The 14,621-nt window shown below is 57.1% G+C and carries 13 protein-coding genes and 1 pseudogene; 3 read left to right on the top strand and 11 right to left on the bottom strand.

Going from position 1 to position 14,621, the window contains the following annotated elements; all coding sequences use genetic code 11:
* From AOBCEHNH_RS06500 to AOBCEHNH_RS06490, 3 genes are read right to left on the bottom strand one after another with little or no spacing between them, the layout of a single operon-like run.
* Window positions 1-2,760 carry a type I restriction-modification system subunit M gene (locus AOBCEHNH_RS06500; protein ID WP_152063633.1) on the bottom strand — a complete coding sequence of 920 codons (2,760 nt, stop codon included), beginning with the start codon at window positions 2,758-2,760 and terminating at the stop codon, window positions 1-3.
* Window positions 2,761-3,594, bottom strand: a complete 834-nt coding sequence (locus tag AOBCEHNH_RS06495) for a GIY-YIG nuclease family protein (protein WP_152063632.1) — start codon at window positions 3,592-3,594, stop codon at window positions 2,761-2,763.
* Window positions 3,591-3,809, bottom strand: a complete 219-nt coding sequence (locus AOBCEHNH_RS06490; protein WP_226803331.1) for a hypothetical protein — start codon at window positions 3,807-3,809, stop codon at window positions 3,591-3,593. The genes AOBCEHNH_RS06495 and AOBCEHNH_RS06490 overlap by 4 nt, the downstream gene beginning before the upstream one ends.
* A gap of 261 nt (window positions 3,810-4,070) precedes the next feature.
* Between AOBCEHNH_RS06490 and AOBCEHNH_RS06485 the strand changes: the two genes are divergently transcribed.
* A complete protein-coding gene (locus tag AOBCEHNH_RS06485; protein WP_152063630.1) occupies window positions 4,071-5,144 on the top strand; it encodes a Fic family protein in 1,074 nt (357 codons plus the stop codon).
* Between the two features lie 24 nt (window positions 5,145-5,168).
* Here AOBCEHNH_RS06485 and AOBCEHNH_RS06480 read toward each other — a convergent pair whose 3' ends face one another.
* On the bottom strand, window positions 5,169-5,444 hold the full coding sequence (locus tag AOBCEHNH_RS06480; protein ID WP_226803330.1) for a DUF4160 domain-containing protein: 276 nt from the start codon (window positions 5,442-5,444) through the stop codon (window positions 5,169-5,171).
* Window positions 5,437-5,697 carry a hypothetical protein gene (locus AOBCEHNH_RS06475; RefSeq protein ID WP_152063628.1) on the bottom strand — a complete coding sequence of 87 codons (261 nt, stop codon included), beginning with the start codon at window positions 5,695-5,697 and terminating at the stop codon, window positions 5,437-5,439. The genes AOBCEHNH_RS06480 and AOBCEHNH_RS06475 overlap by 8 nt, the downstream gene beginning before the upstream one ends.
* Before the next feature lie 253 nt (window positions 5,698-5,950).
* On the opposite strand from AOBCEHNH_RS06475, the gene AOBCEHNH_RS06470 reads away from it, so the two are divergent.
* Window positions 5,951-7,948: a DNA gyrase/topoisomerase IV subunit B gene (locus tag AOBCEHNH_RS06470; protein WP_152063627.1), complete on the top strand. Its 1,998-nt coding sequence runs from the start codon at window positions 5,951-5,953 to the stop codon at window positions 7,946-7,948.
* Between the two features lie 114 nt (window positions 7,949-8,062).
* A complete protein-coding gene (locus AOBCEHNH_RS06465) occupies window positions 8,063-10,303 on the top strand; it encodes a DNA gyrase subunit A (RefSeq protein ID WP_152063626.1) in 2,241 nt (746 codons plus the stop codon).
* A 117-nt stretch (window positions 10,304-10,420) separates the two neighbouring features.
* On the opposite strand, the gene AOBCEHNH_RS06460 is transcribed toward AOBCEHNH_RS06465, so the two are convergent.
* The 6 genes and pseudogenes from AOBCEHNH_RS06460 to AOBCEHNH_RS06440 all read right to left on the bottom strand — a co-directional run bounded on the left by AOBCEHNH_RS06460 (window position 10,421) and on the right by AOBCEHNH_RS06440 (window position 14,592).
* Window positions 10,421-10,636 carry an ATP-binding protein gene (locus AOBCEHNH_RS06460; RefSeq protein ID WP_193221206.1) on the bottom strand — a complete coding sequence of 72 codons (216 nt, stop codon included), beginning with the start codon at window positions 10,634-10,636 and terminating at the stop codon, window positions 10,421-10,423.
* Window positions 10,637-10,661: 25 nt separating this feature from the next.
* Window positions 10,662-11,048, bottom strand: a pseudogene (locus tag AOBCEHNH_RS08190) (DUF8612 domain-containing protein); the annotation flags it as partial.
* A 250-nt stretch (window positions 11,049-11,298) separates the two neighbouring features.
* Window positions 11,299-11,748: a hypothetical protein gene (locus tag AOBCEHNH_RS06455; protein ID WP_152063625.1), complete on the bottom strand. Its 450-nt coding sequence runs from the start codon at window positions 11,746-11,748 to the stop codon at window positions 11,299-11,301.
* An 824-nt stretch (window positions 11,749-12,572) separates the two neighbouring features.
* Window positions 12,573-13,481, bottom strand: coding sequence for a radical SAM mobile pair protein B (locus tag AOBCEHNH_RS06450; RefSeq protein WP_152063624.1), 909 nt, complete (start codon window positions 13,479-13,481; stop codon window positions 12,573-12,575).
* The gene (locus AOBCEHNH_RS06445; RefSeq protein ID WP_226803329.1) at window positions 13,469-14,170 is read right to left on the bottom strand and encodes a radical SAM mobile pair protein A; all 702 of its coding nucleotides are present in this window, start codon (window positions 14,168-14,170) and stop codon (window positions 13,469-13,471) included. The genes AOBCEHNH_RS06450 and AOBCEHNH_RS06445 overlap by 13 nt, the downstream gene beginning before the upstream one ends.
* Entirely contained in the window at window positions 14,155-14,592 is a 438-nt protein-coding gene (locus tag AOBCEHNH_RS06440; protein ID WP_152063623.1) for a radical SAM mobile pair system MarR family transcriptional regulator, read from the bottom strand. Before AOBCEHNH_RS06440 ends, AOBCEHNH_RS06445 begins: the two co-directional genes overlap by 16 nt.
* Window positions 14,593-14,621 lie beyond the last annotated feature (29 nt).

Here is a 14,621-nt window from a genome sequence, read left to right as displayed (position 1 = left end):
CTATTCGCCCCCCAACAGTTTTCGCAGCTCAGCAATGCCCGCCATATCGTGCTCGTTGCCCGTGAGCTGGCCCAGCATCGCCGCCAACTCGTTTTCCGCCTCAGCGATCTGGTTGCATACGTCTGAATATGTTGTCGCGTACTTTGCGTTCAGCGCGACGACCTTTGCGATGAAATCGCTTACGACGGCATTGGGCAGCTCGAGCAAATCAGTCTGCAGCGGCTCAATCCACTTCGCAGCAAGCAATTCGTCGCACTGGGCGTCGGTCAGGCTCTCGACAACCTCCTTGGTCTTCTCCTCAAGGGCAAGCTTCGCTTCCTTACTCGCTTTCTTGAGCGACTTCTCCTCGTCGAGGAGTTCCTTCGCTTGCGCAAGGACGTATTCAAAGCTATCAGCAGGAAAGCCTACTGCCAGCTTTAACTTTCCTATATAGGATGCAACCTTTGCTTTGCCGTATGTTCCGTCTTTGTTTGACTCCATTTCCTGCCAGGAAACCTCAGAGTGTTTTTCAATGAAGCCTAGCTTTTCTTGTTTCTTCGCTTTTCGATCAAGAAGCTTCAGATATTCTTCCAGGACACGAATCTCTGGAGAGGAGATATACTTCATTTCGCTGTTAAGATGGGCATTGATCTCTTTGAGGACGAACGCATCATTCGAGTCGTTAATCGCTGGAGAGTCGAGTTGCTCAACGTCCAGGGAATCGATCAATTCAGAACAAGACGAGGATATGGCGGACAGCCTCTCCTGCATCGAGTTTATTTTGGCAACATCGGCTGTGAGCATGTGGCTTTGCACTAGCTCGAACGGGAGTATATGACCAATCCAGCCGTCCTGAACTTCAGCTTCCTTTCCGTCTTTCTTTTTTATCACCATATTCGGATCGACTTTGCGTACGGCCTCGCTACCCTCGGTCTGGATAACCTCGAGGTCGCCGGAGATGCCCGTCCATGCATCGTCGAGAGCCTGGTAGGCATTGTACCCGTCGACGAGCGCGACATCGGAGAGGGCGTCGCGGATCAGCTCCGCGATATGGTCCTCCTCGGCCACGGCGTCGACTTGCAACGAGCCGTCTACCAGTCTTTTCCGCAGCTCTGCAGGCAAGTGCGACAGCATATCCCGATAGCCGCCCAGAAATGAAACGACGTCGGCGTTGGCCTTCACCGTTGCCGCCACGTCATCTGTCATGGAAGCAAGGCACGATCCGCTACCCTCACCGTACAGCTGGCCCTTCAGGCTCGGCCACACCCTCCAGTAGCGGTCGAGAGCGTCGACCTCGGCCTTCGGCACGCCGCCGAACATGGTGGCGTACACGTCCCAGCTCTCGGCGGCCGTGCTCGAGTCCACATAGCGCGGAATGTTGAGGTTGTAATCGTTGGCGCGTATCTCGTCGATGGTCACCAGGCGGCTGAACTTGTCGACGGTTGCGTTCGTTGTCACGGCGTCAACGATACGCTTAATATCGCTTGCTCGCAGCTTGTTGTTCTTACCCTCTTTCACGAAGTGCTTTGAGGCGTCCACCACCAAAACGTCGCTCGTCTCGCGTTGCTTGCGCAGCACCATGACGATGGTGGGGATGCCTGTGCCGAAGAAGATGTTGGCAGGAAGGCCGATGATAGCCTGGATGTGACGATTCTCCACCAAGTTTTTTCTGATGGCGCCCTCCTCGCCACCGCGGAACAGCACGCCGTGCGGCAAGACGATGCACATGATGCCGTCGGGGCGCAGGTGATACAGGTCGTGCAGCAAAAAGGCGTAGTCAGCTTTGGACTTGGGCGCCACGCCAAACTTGAAGCGTGGATCGAGCTCCTTGTCTTCCGGGTCCCAATTCTGAGAATACGGCGGGTTCGACACCACGGCATCAACGAATAGCGGGTCGTAGGTCTCGTCCTTGTTCTCCACCGTGTCGAACCACGGCCAATCGTCCTCGAGCGTGTCGCCGTTTCTGGCCACGATGTTATCGGGAAGGATGCCGCGCATCACCAGGTTCATGCGCGTGAGGTTGTAGGTGTTTTCCTTGAGCTCCTGCGCGTAATACTTGATGGAGTCCGGATCGCCGTTGCGGCGCGCCACAGCCTTTCCGATGTTGATGAGCAGCGATCCCGATCCGCTGGTGGGGTCGTAGATGGTGATGTTCTCTCGTCCGGCAAGGTGCCATGAGACGATCTCACTCATGAGCATGGAAACCTCGTGCGGCGTGTAGAACTCGCCGGCCTTCTTGCCAGCGTTGGCGGCGAAGTTGCTGATGAGGTACTCGTAGATGAAGCCCAGCACGTCGTAGTCCGCCCGACCGTCCATCGGGATGTCCTTGATAAGGTAGATGAGGTCGCGGGCGGCCTTGGACTGGCTCCGTGCGTCGGTGCCGAGCTTGGAGAGACCGGTCTGCAGCGTGTCGAAGATGCCGTCGAAGACACGCTTGCGGGCGGGGTCGATATTACGACTAAAGGCGGAGAGGGCGTCGCGAACGTTCGAAATCTCGAAGTCGCCGCCCTTGGCAACCCAGGTGGAGAAGAGGTTCTCGTAGGCGATGAAGTAACCGCACTCGCCCTTGACGAACTCGACCGTCTCCTCGTCTTCTTCCACCAGGCTGGGCAGGTCCTCCTCGGCGAAGTCGCGCGCCTTCAGGCGGGCAACCTCGGTCTCGGACAGGAACTTGTAGAAGATGAATCCCAGAATGTAGTCCTTGTACTCGTTTGCCTCAATCTTGGAGCGCATCTTGTTGGCGGACTCCCATATCTTGGAGGCCAGCTGCTGCTTGTTCATCTAGTTTTCCTCGCTTCTATAGACTTGGTTGAGCGTTTCTCCGTCGTCGCTTACCCATTCGGTCCAGCCGTTCTGGCTGCCGCCGAGCACGAACACCGCGGCGGCGCTGGGCGTTGAAAACTCGAGGTCCTCGGTGAGCTCTGCGATGCCGCCCGAATCGCCGAAGATTTCTCTGCGCACGGCCGCGACGCCTGCGTTCTTCAACACGGGCCTCGAAAGGTTCACTTTCGAACCAGCGAGCACGGTGAAGTGCCCGGTGGCCTTGTCATAGCGCCCCGCCCCGCGTATACCGTTCTTCCTCGTATGGAAGACCGCCGGCGCGCCCGCGGGACCCTGGTCGACCCTGTCGAGGTCGTACCCCAAGGCCGCCATCCTGAAGAGGATCCTCTCGTGCAGGCGCTCGACGGCCTCTTCCTTGTACGGGTCGACGTAAGGCTTGGGCGTCGCCAAGTTGTCGGTCTCGTACGAACCGTGGGTACGTACATAGTCGATAGCCTTCGCCTCAAGGACGTCCAGTGCGTCCTTGCTAATGTTCTGATCGCCGTCGAGGAACATGACGGCCTTGTTCCAGAACTCCTTCTTTGCCTTGTGCGTGTCGAGCCGGACGATGCCCTGAGTCGTCTGCCCTGCGTAGACGCGACTCACGATGCCGTGGTCCTCATCGAGCAGGTAGTAGATGCCGCGCTGCGGGATGTTCGGCAACGACTTCGCCTCGGCGAGGTCCCCCCTCGGGACGACGACGGTCACGAGCGACTCACCGTCGATACGACAAATGCGGATACGATCCGGCTGCGCGCCTATGAGCTGGACGGTAAGGGTCTTGACCCGGATCATGCTCGCGCCCCCTTCTTCGCAAGCTCTTCGATCATGCAGGTGCGCACGAAGGCGGAGAAGCCCATGCCTCGCAGGACAGCCTCCTCCTTCGCCGCGTCGCGCAAGGTGTCGGGGATGCGCAGGGTCACGGAAACCTGATCGCCATTCACCAGGAAGCTCCTGATCTCGGTCTCGTCGGGATTGCCCTTGATAAGCTCCTTGTAGCTTTCAGGCATCTGCACTCCCATCGCTCGAAATGCAATACAAATGCGTTTACAACATTATATCGCCGCGGCATGGGGTGGCATTGGAAAGGGCGGGGTATCAGCCGTCCAAGTTCAAGCGCCATGAATGCTCGGACACAGAGCAATAGCCCGCGTCGTCGGCGAATTCGAAAGAAAGGCCAAGATAGGCTGACCAAATTCTCGCCACGTCTAAAGTATCTTCGCCAAATTTAATATACTTGTCGAGGATACTACGCAGATGGCGAGGATACTATGACTCAATTCGACTACAACCGAGCGCTCAGCAGCCTTATGACCCCCGAGGTCGTCTCCGCTCTTGGGAATATCCGCGAGCACAAAGGTAAGACCTCCCTGCTCTCCATCGCCCACCCCGACCGCTTCGTCGCTTTGGTGGAAGTTGCCAAGATTCAGAGCACGAGCGCATCAAACAGAATCGAGAACATCTCGACCTCAGACAAGCGCCTGCGCGAGCTCATACTCGAAAAGGCCGAACCCAGAAACCGCGATGAACGCGAAATCGCCGGCTACCGCTATGTTTTGGACCTCATCCACGAGAGCCATGACGACATCCCGATCACCCCTGGCGTGATCCTGCAGCTCCACCGCGAACTATACCGCTATTCGGGCGATTCCCATGCGGGCACATGGAAGGATTCGGACAATGTGATCACTGAGCGCACCGCGCAAGGCGAACTCGTCGCGCGCTTTGTTCCCACGCCCGCCGTCATGACGCCCGACGCCGTCGAGGCCATCTGCGAGGAATACCGCAATCAAATGGATGTCGGGACGTACGACCCCCTGCTGGTGTCCCTAGTGTTCGCATTCGACTTTGTGAGTATTCACCCGTTCAACGACGGCAACGGGTGCATGAGCAGGCTGCTCACGCTGCTGCTCATGTATCGATCAGGCTACAACGTGGGAAAGTACGTCTCGATCGAGAGGGAGATCGAGCGAACAAAAGAGTCCTACTACGAAGCCCTTGCCGTAAGCTCCCAAGGCTGGCGGGAAGGAAAGAGCGACTACGCTCCCTTTGTCACCTACATGCTCGGCATCATTGACGCCTGCTACCGAGAGCTCGCCAACAGGCTCCCTCTCGTGGGCGCCCCCGCGGACAACGAAGAGGCAATTCGCGCGTTCTTCGACCGGTTGATCGGCTCGGCCACAAAGCGGGAAATCCTGGACGCCAACCCGAGGATGAGCCAGCGCACGCTAGAGCGCATCCTCTCAAAGCTGCAGCAGGAAGGCATAATCGAAAAAGTCGGCGCCGCACGATCAACCGCATATCGGCGGTGCCGAGGCGCTACAAAGCGCGAAAAGCACCGATAACGGGGGATGGAGATATCCGGCAGCTTACTTATAAAAGCTGATATCCCCGTGGAAGTAGGCTTTCCAGCGCTCGCAAATTTCGTCATAGTTCGCGAGGATAAAGTCCATCACGTTCGCAAGGTCTTTCTTGTTGAGCTTGCTGCCGTTGTTCGCAAGCACACAGCCGCCATTGCGCGTCAGCCAAATCTTGGTTGCCCCTACGGTGGGACGGCCTTTCGCAACGTGAACGTGCACGGGCTCACCGTCCTCACCCGTCCAAAAAAAGATAGCGAAACCTTGGAAGAGGAAGAGCCTAGGCATATTCCCTCGATGCCTCCCGAGCAAGTCGCAAAATCAGCTGCGCGTTGTTGTGGACAAAGGAGTCGAGACGCGCGATGTCAGCCTCGTCGAAGCCCTCGATTTCCGACCACTCAAATGCAGGAAGCGTGCACATAGCGGAGTCAAACCCAAGCTCAACGGGTCGCTCGATAGAAACCTGCACCTCGCCACCATCGAGAACGTTGGAAAACGCTAGTTGCGTCCCGTCCTCGAGTTCCGCATAGTTGTAGAACATCACGCACCTCCACAGCCACTCTATCGCCAGATTATACCCGCGCGCTATCATTCCGCATTTCCAAGGGAAACAAAGCGGCGTTGCACAGCATGACGACTTGAATTATAGCCTACATAACTCTCTCACCCATTAAATATACAAACACATGTTCGATGGATTTCGATTGGACAAGACTCCATGCGAGCTGGGCTATGCTACGGTATTCATCTATATGGCTACAAAGACGCAAAAGGGAACCACCGAGAGAGCGAGCATGGCAAAGAACACCGCAAACTATGGCAACGACAGTATCCGTCAGCTCAAGGACGAGGAGCGCGTACGCCTGCGCCCCGCCGTCATCTTCGGCTCGGACGGGCTCGACGGCTGCGCGCACGCCGCCTTTGAGATCCTGTCCAACGCCGTCGACGAGGCGCGCCAGGGCTACGGCAAGCTGATCACCCTCACCGCCTTCCGCGACGGCTCCATCCAGGTCGAGGACAACGGCCGCGGCTGCCCGCTCGATTGGAACCCGTCCGAAAAGCGCTTTAACTGGGAGCTCGTCTTCTGCGAGCTCTACGCCGGCGGCAAGTACAACAACAACGAGGGCGGCGACTACGACTTCTCGCTGGGCACCAACGGCCTGGGCTCCTGCGCGACCCAGTACGCCTCCGAGTACATGGACGTCACGGTCTGGCGCGATGGCAACAAGTACTCCCTCCACTTCAAGAAGGGCAAGGTCGTCGGCGCCAAGAAGAAGGCGCTCGAAATCGAGCCTTCAGACGAGGACCGCACCGGCACCACCATCAAGTGGCGCCCGGACCTGGAGGTCTTCACCTCGATCAGCATCCCCCACGAGTGGTACCGCGAGACCATGCGCCGCCAGGCCGTGGTCAACGCCAACGTGACCTTCCGCCTGCGCATCGAGGGCGACGACGGCGAGTTCACCGAAGAGGACTTCTGCTATCCCAAGGGCATCGAGGACTACGTGCTCGAAAAGGTAGGCGCCGACTACCTCACCGAGCCCTTCTTCATCGAGGCGGACCGCCGCGGCCGCGACCGTGAGGACCTGCCCGACTACAACGTCAAAATCACGGCCTGCCTGTGCTTCTCCCGCACCTTCCAGATGCAGGAGTACTACCACAACTCTTCGTGGCTCGAGAACGGCGGCTCGCCCGAAAAGGCGGCCCGCAGCGCGCTGACCAGCGCGATCGACGCCTACATCAAGCAACAGGGCAAGTACAACAAAAACGAGAGCTCCATCAAATGGCAGGACGTCCAGAACTGCCTGGTGCTGGTGACCAACTGCTTCTCCACCCAGACGTCGTACGAGAACCAAACCAAGAAGGCCATCAACAACCGCTTCATCCAGCAGGCCATGACGGCATTCTTCAAGGAGCGCCTGGCGACCTACCTGATTGAGAACAAAGACGCCGCCAACAAGATCATGGAGCAGGTGCTCATCAACAAGCGCTCGCGCGAGAACGCCGAGAAGACCCGCCAGAGCATCAAGACCAACCTGCAGCAAAAGACCGATATGGCCAACCGCGTGCAGAAGTTCATCGACTGCCGCTCCAAGGACAAGACCCGCCGCGAGGTCTACATCGTAGAGGGCGACTCGGCGGCGGGCGCCATCCGCACCTCGCGCGATGCCGAGTTCCAGGGCGTCATGCCCGTCCGCGGCAAGATCCTCAACTGCCTGAAGGAGGACTACCCGCGCATCTTCAAGTCCGACATCATCATGGACCTCATGCGCGTGCTGGGCTGCGGCGTGGAGATCAAGGACAAGCGCATCAAGAACCTGGGCGCCTTCGACCTGGACAACCTCAACTGGAGCAAGGTCATCATCTGTACGGACGCCGACGTGGACGGCTACCACATCCGCACGCTCATCCTGACGATGCTCTACCGCCTGGTCCCCACGCTCATCGACGAGGGCTACGTGTACATCGCCGAGTCGCCGCTGTATGAGATTAACTGCAAAGAGAAGACCTACTTCGCCTACACCGAGCTCGAGAAGAACGCCATCCTGACCGAGATCGGCGACCAGAAGTGCTCCATCAACCGCTCCAAGGGTCTCGGTGAGAACGACCCGGACATGATGTGGCTCACCACCATGAACCCCGAGACGCGCCGCCTGATCAAGGTGGAGCCCGAGGACGTGGCCAAGATGGAGTCCATGTTCAACCTGCTGCTGGGCAACGACGAGGCCGGCCGCAAGCGCCATATCGCCGAGCACGGCAAGGAATATCTCGACCAGCTGGACCTGCAGTAAGGGCGAGCGGCCAGGGCGAGCGGCGTCAACCCGCGACAAGCCCCGCGCCCGCCATCCGGCGGCCCCGCACGCGCTACAGCACAACGGCCCTAAAGGAAGCATCAAGAGGAAATCGTGGCTAAGAAGAAAACCAACACCCCTAACAAGAAGAAGCAGGTCAACACCGACAACGTCATCGGCCTGCATTCGGAGGTCACGGCGCAGCCCATCACGGAGACGCTCGAAACCAACTACATGCCCTACGCCATGAGCACCAACGTCTCACGCGCGTTCCCCGAGATCGACGGCTTCAAACCCTCGCACCGCAAGCTGCTCTACACCATGTACAAGATGGGCCTGCTCAAGGGCGAGCGCCAGAAGAGCGCCAACATCGTGGGTCAGACCATGAAGCTCAACCCGCACGGCGACGCCGCCATCTACGAGACGATGGTCCGCCTCGCCACGGGCAACGAGGCGCTGCTCGCGCCGTTCGTGGAGTCCAAGGGCAACTTTGGCAAGTATTACTCGGGCGACCTGACCTACGCCGCCTCGCGTTACACCGAGGCCAAGCTCTCCCCCATCTGCGCCGAGATCTTCAAGGACATCGACAAGGACCCGGTCGACTTCGTGGACAGCTACGACGGCGCCATGAAGGAGCCGCGCCTGCTGCCCACCACGTTCCCCAACATCCTGGTGTCGGCCAACAAGGGCATCGGCGTGGCCATGGCCTCCGACATCTGCGGCTTCAACCTCAACGAGGTCTGCTGTGCCACCATGCACTTCCTCGAGGACCCCAGCTGCGACCTGCTCGAGTACATGCCCATGCCCGATTTCTCCACCGGCGGCGAGATCATCTACCGCCGCGAGGAGATGGAGCGCATCATCGAGACGGGCCTGGGCAGCTTCCAAATCCGATCGCGGTGGCGCTGGGTCCCCGAAGAGCGCATCATCGAGGTCTACGAGATCCCCTACACCACTAAGACCGACATCATCATCGACCGCATCATCAAGCTCTCCAAGGAGGGCAAGGTGCGCGAGATCGCCGACATCCGCGACGAGACCGACCTCTCCGGCCTGCGCATCGCCATCGACCTCAAGCGCGGCGTGGACCCCGAGAAGCTCATGGCAAAGCTCTATCGCACCACCACGCTGCAGGACTCGTTCTCGTGCAACTTCAACGTCCTGGTGGACGGCTATCCCCGCGTCATGGGCGTGCGCCAGATCCTGCATGAGTGGGTTGCGTGGCGCATCCAGTCCACACGCCGCCGCGTGAGCTTCGATTTGGGCAAGAAGTCCGAGCGCCTCCACCTGCTGCACGGCCTGGAGGCCATCCTGCTCGATATCGACAAGGCCATCGCCATCATCCGCGGCACCAAGCTCGAGGCCGAGGTCGTCCCCAACCTGATGCGCGGGTTTGACATCGACGAGACCCAGGCGGAGTTCGTGGCCGAGCTCAAGCTGCGCAACATCAACGAGGAATACATCCTCAACCGCACCAAGGACATCGCCAAGCTCGAGGCCGAGATCGCCGAGCTCGAGGAGATCCTCTCGAGCGAGGACAACATCAAAAAGGTCATCCGCGACGAGCTGGCTGCAGTCAACAAGAAGTACGTCATGCCGCGCCGCACGGGCAGGATCGAGCCGTCCGACGTCATCGAGGTGAGCCTGGAGCCCGAGGTCGAGGAGTACCCGGTCACCATCATGCTCTCACGCGAGGGCTACCTCAAGAAGATGACGGACCGCGTTCTGCGCAAGGCTGCGGAGCTCAAATACAAAGACGGCGATGAGCCCTTCATCGAGTTTCCGTCCGCCAACACGCACGAGCTGCTGGTCTTCACCAACAAGAGCCAGGTGTACAAATGCAAGGTCGCGGCGTTTGAGGACACCAAGTCCGCGCAGTTGGGTTCGTACCTGGCGACGGACCTCGAGATGGATCCCGACGAGAGCGTGATCTGGGTCATCGACCCGGAGGATTACAAGGCCGACGTGCTGTTCGTCTTTGAGAACGGGCGCGCGGTGCGCGTCGCGCTCGCCGGCTACGTCACTAAGACCAACCGCAAGCGCCTCAAGAACGCCATCTACGGCGGGTCTAAGCTGCTATATGCGCAGGTGCTCAAGGAGAACCGCGACATCGCGCTGGTCTCGAGCGACTACCGCCTGATGAACTTCAACACGTCGCTGCTCAAGACTAAGACGACAACCAACACACAGGGCATCCAGGCGTTCACCGCCAAGAAGGGTCGCGCCATCACCACCGTGAGCACGGCCGAGGAGGTGCTGGGCGCCGGCGTCTCCGCCGAGAAGTTCACCGCCCAGAGTCTGCCCTCCGCCGGCGCCCTCATGAAGGACGACGACATGCCAAGCCTGTTCGACTAGGGGCGACGCGGGGCGTGCGACGCACTCAGCACGAGCCACCTCCACGTGCAATTGCCGTTCCGTAAATGCTAAACAAGGAGGGTCCTGGGCGATGTACCCAGGACCCTCCTTTGACGACTATCCTTTCGGCCGCCTATATGACGACGGCGCCTCCCATGCAGGCGCGAGCTCCCTCTCGAGCGTCGAATCGGAGCTGATGTCGTCACTTACCTGGATGTAGACGAGCTCCGATCCCCTCTTCGCAACGAAGTCGACCTCTTTTTGGTACAGCTTCCCGACGTAGGTCTCGTAGCCTCGCCTCATCAGCTCCAGGAAGGCCGCGTTCTCGTACATGCCCCCAGTCCATGTCGCGCGTTCCCAGGACCGCATAGCGCATACCCGAGTCGCATACGTAATGCTTCGCCCGCGTGCTCAGGCACTTCTTCCCCTTGATGTCGTAGCGCTTCGCCTCATAGAAGACGAAGGCGTCGCGGAGATAGGAGATGTAGCGCCCGACGGTGACGTGGTTGGTGGGAACCCTGTTAGCGTCGGGCACATTGGCGATGTTGTTGGGCGAATTGAGGTTGCCGGAATTGTCCATCATGTACTCGGCCAACCTCTCCAGCACGGTAGAATCAGGCAGCGAGAACTTTTGAACAAGGTCACGCGTGAGGATGGTCTTGTAGACGTCGCAGATGTAGCCGTACGACTCCGAGATGTCATCGTAATCGTAGGACCCAGCGAGCCCGCCGCGCCTGATGAACCCGTCGAAGTCGTCATCGACGGTCCCTTGCCCCGCACGGCAACGTAGCTCATAGACGGAACGATCAGGATGCTCGGCTTGTTAGGCGGTTTGCCCGTGATGTTGTAGCGCACCGTAGACGCCGATGGAGATGGCTGCGCGCTGGGCACGAGTGCTCCGCCGCACCTCATGGCCTGCTTCTCGGGTATTTGGAGCGCGCGGCGTTTAAAAATGCGGAGCGACTCCACATGGCTCGAAACTGAGCCGAGGTGCCCTACTTCTCGCCCTCCAGCAGCCCCACGATGCGGTCGATGTCGACGGCAAAGCGAGGCCTTCCCTCGCGCTCGTAGCGGTCGAGGTATGCCTGGCACTCGGAGACAATGCGCTTGGTGTTGCCGTCGATGATGCGCTGGAGCGTCTCGTAGTAGGCCGAGCCCTCGGTCCTGAAGCGGCGCTGGTAGGACTTGGTTATGGGGAACATCTTGATGTAGTGGATGCCGTGGCGGCAGCCGGGGCGCGTCGTGGGGCGGGGTGGCAACGCAAAGTACTGGTCTTTGGGCACGTTAGGGGCGATGTTGGAACGCAGCGGTACGGCGAAGTCCCTGCGCTTCGCGCGGAAACGCAGCCTCACCACCACGATGCAGGGGCGATTGTGCTTAAGCATGAACTCGCGGTCGCCCTCGACGAGGTCGAAGAAGTCCTGGGAGATGGACACGATCTTCATCGGTTACGCCCCCTTCATACGAAGCGGGGCCCGCATCGCTGCAGGCCCCTACAGGTGGGCGATATTCTACGCCTTGCGGCACCCCGTCGCCCACGGAGGTTAAACGTACACGTAAGCCGTACTCTGAAAGCCGCGGCTTCCGGCAAGTAGTTTATACCACGAAAGGTCGCTTTCAATGCGCATAGCTCGCAAAATAACACTCGCTGGGCCGTCGCCCCTGGCCGCTACCCTCCAATCTTCATTGGAGTCAGCAGGTCAATTCATATAGTCATGGGGGTTTATCCTAAAGGGATTCAAATTTATACCCCCATAACTAAGGAATTTTCTACTCCCACCCTTTCACGCTCGTTTACTGTTGTGTCATTCCAGTTGACTCCAGCTTGGTCGTCGGCTTCGACCGTCTTGCCGCCGAATCCCGCCGCATGACTTCGCGTAGGCGTTTGGGACAAATCCGCGAACTATTTCGAAACCGCGAGCCCGAAGTTTCATTTTTGTCCCGGGGACAAAAACAAGCGGGTTTTGAGACTCAAAGCCGCCCGAAATGGATGCCAAAACGGCCGATTTCCCTCTTTAACACTGTTTAGCGCAGTGAATCGTAGCCAGCGGCTTTATCGTCTTGCGTTCCCGCGGGTCAGACGGGATACGCAGGAGCGATGACTGAGAGAATCGTAGCAGGCGGCTTCGTTTGCAAATTTGAACGTAGCCTTGATCTGCAGCTTGTAAAGTCGCCGTTCCTGCCAGTTGTCCGTTTGTCATCGAATCTGCCGTCTTTGATAAGCGCACATTTCTCTGATATGCATTGGCACAATATGATGAACGATAAGTTAGCGATTTCTTTTTCCGGTATTTTCTGTTCCTCGGATCTCCTCATGATAGAAATAATCCACGATCACCGGATGTCCCTGCGGGGATCTTCCATAAGGCATTTCATTATCCGCAAAGGGGCAATCATACTTCTTAGCCATTTCCTCAGCTTTTACTTCAAGTGCTTCAAAGTAGCTGCGGTTATGCTTGTTATAGATCTCATCGTAAAGTGGTGCAAGATCAGGATGTTTTTCGGCGATATAATCCATCATCGTCTTCTTGAAACCGCCCCGAAGATTGAGATTTTCGAGCCAGAACAGATCGCACTGATCCTTTACCCGCTCAAAAATGGCTTCAAAGTCCGTGATACCGGGAAATACCGGGGATACGAAACAGACTGTACGGATACCTGCTTCATATATCTGCTTCATAGCAGCGATACGCCGCTCAATGCTCGAAGCAGAGTCCATATCGTTCTTGAAATTTTCATCCAGTGTGTTGATCGACCATGAAACGGTTACTCGTCCAAGCTTTTTCAGCAGATCAATATCCCGCACCACAAGATCGGACTTTGTGCAGATCAGAATATCTGCGTCACTGCCGATCAGCTGCTCCAGAAGTTTTCTGGTATTCCTAAATTGCTCCTCCTGTGGATTGTAGCCATCCGTCACAGAACCGATAACCACCCGCTGTCCGGCATATTTCTTCGGATTTTTAATTTCGGGCCAATGCTTCACATCAAGGAATGTGCCCCATTCTTCCGTGTGTCCGGTAAAGCGCTTCATAAAAGAAGCATAGCAATACTTGCAGGCATGTGTGCAGCCCACATAGGGATTGACCGAGTAGCCGCCTACCGGCAGACTAGACTTGGTCATGATGTTCTTTGCTTCCACCTCACGAATGAGGATTCCATCGATTACTTCTGCCATGATCTCTGTACCTCTAATACTTTATTAAATTCTTCCGGCATTTCCTGAATCATATTTTCATCCCCTATGGCAGGGACAAGGTCTTCCTTCATAAACACCGGAATGCCGAGCTTATGCGCCTGGTCCGCCAGAGACCATGCCCATTCCGGCTCCGTATGAATCTTCCTGCTCTGAGCTCCGGTCATGGTGCCGACAACGATCCAGTTGATTCCGGAAAGGTCAACTGTGCCGGGATCGTCGAATAACGGCTCAAAGGTGACATGGTAATGTTTTGCTCTGACGTTTTTCCGAAGGGCGTCGATACGCCACAGTTCTGCTTTCCTCGTCACCGTAATGCCAAACCATGCGTTTTCGAGATCGGTATCAAAATCTAGCAAATCAGGTCGCTTGGTAAGGAACAGGAACTGATGCTGCGGATTTTCACGGATCTTTGCAAATACCTCGTCTCTCCATTCCGGCTTCCATCCGGAGAGATCGCTCATCCCGGTAAGAAGAAAGTTCTGCGGACGTTTCTTTTCCATCATCTTGAGCTTACGCGGAAAGAATTGAGGGTCAGCGAAGTCATCAATCATATGCCAGCGTTTCACGTTGTTGCGAGCATAGCAATATGTACATCCCACTGTGCAGCCAATGACGATATTCATGTTCTGAATCTGATCTTTGATACAAATACTCATGGCTTCCGCCACTCCTCAAGATTCTTTCTGATGCGGTCGAGGCATTCCTCAAACCGAATAATGTCTTCCTCTGAAAAACCTTTGTAGTAAATGCTGCCCATCTCATCAGACACAGAATCGTACTCGCCCTTTAAGGCATGTGCTTTCTCAGTCAGAAACAGGAGTGTTTTCCTTTTGTCCGTTTCAGACTGGACACGGCTTATCAGCCCTTGATTTTCCATTCTTTGCAGCATCGTAGTAAGAGACGTTATCGCTAATCCGCATTTAGTCGAGAGCGACCTGATTGAGATGCCATCCTCCTGCCACAGCACATAAAGAATGCGTCCCTGGGCTCCATTAAACGCATCAATATTCTTTTCACTGAGAATCTTCTCGAAAATCCGGTCTCCAAGCTGCTTTATTTTGGTGACAAGAAATCCTCCGTTCATTTCCATACAAAAGCTCCTATATAGTAGTTTCTGTT

The organism is Collinsella intestinalis (assembly GCF_902501455.1).
Lineage (GTDB): Bacteria > Actinomycetota > Coriobacteriia > Coriobacteriales > Coriobacteriaceae > Collinsella > Collinsella intestinalis.
Note: the sequence above shows the minus strand (reverse complement) of the source record. Positions and strands in the feature narration are given on the sequence as shown.

Excerpts from the sequence above, each read along its gene's own strand:
- AOBCEHNH_RS06500 (WP_152063633.1), bottom strand. The coding sequence starts at position 2,760 with ATGAACAAGCAGCAGCTGGCCTCCAAGATATGGGAGTCCGCCAACAAG.
- AOBCEHNH_RS06495 (WP_152063632.1), bottom strand. The coding sequence starts at position 3,594 with ATGATCCGGGTCAAGACCCTTACCGTCCAGCTCATAGGCGCGCAGCCG.
- AOBCEHNH_RS06490 (WP_226803331.1), bottom strand. The coding sequence starts at position 3,809 with ATGCCTGAAAGCTACAAGGAGCTTATCAAGGGCAATCCCGACGAGACC.
- AOBCEHNH_RS06485 (WP_152063630.1), top strand. The coding sequence starts at position 4,071 with ATGACTCAATTCGACTACAACCGAGCGCTCAGCAGCCTTATGACCCCC.
- AOBCEHNH_RS06480 (WP_226803330.1), bottom strand. The coding sequence starts at position 5,444 with ATGCCTAGGCTCTTCCTCTTCCAAGGTTTCGCTATCTTTTTTTGGACG.
- AOBCEHNH_RS06475 (WP_152063628.1), bottom strand. The coding sequence starts at position 5,697 with ATGTTCTACAACTATGCGGAACTCGAGGACGGGACGCAACTAGCGTTT.
- AOBCEHNH_RS06470 (WP_152063627.1), top strand. The coding sequence starts at position 5,951 with ATGGCAAAGAACACCGCAAACTATGGCAACGACAGTATCCGTCAGCTC.
- AOBCEHNH_RS06460 (WP_193221206.1), bottom strand. The coding sequence starts at position 10,636 with ATGTACGAGAACGCGGCCTTCCTGGAGCTGATGAGGCGAGGCTACGAG.
- AOBCEHNH_RS06455 (WP_152063625.1), bottom strand. The coding sequence starts at position 11,748 with ATGAAGATCGTGTCCATCTCCCAGGACTTCTTCGACCTCGTCGAGGGC.
- AOBCEHNH_RS06450 (WP_152063624.1), bottom strand. The coding sequence starts at position 13,481 with ATGGCAGAAGTAATCGATGGAATCCTCATTCGTGAGGTGGAAGCAAAG.
- AOBCEHNH_RS06440 (WP_152063623.1), bottom strand. The coding sequence starts at position 14,592 with ATGGAAATGAACGGAGGATTTCTTGTCACCAAAATAAAGCAGCTTGGA.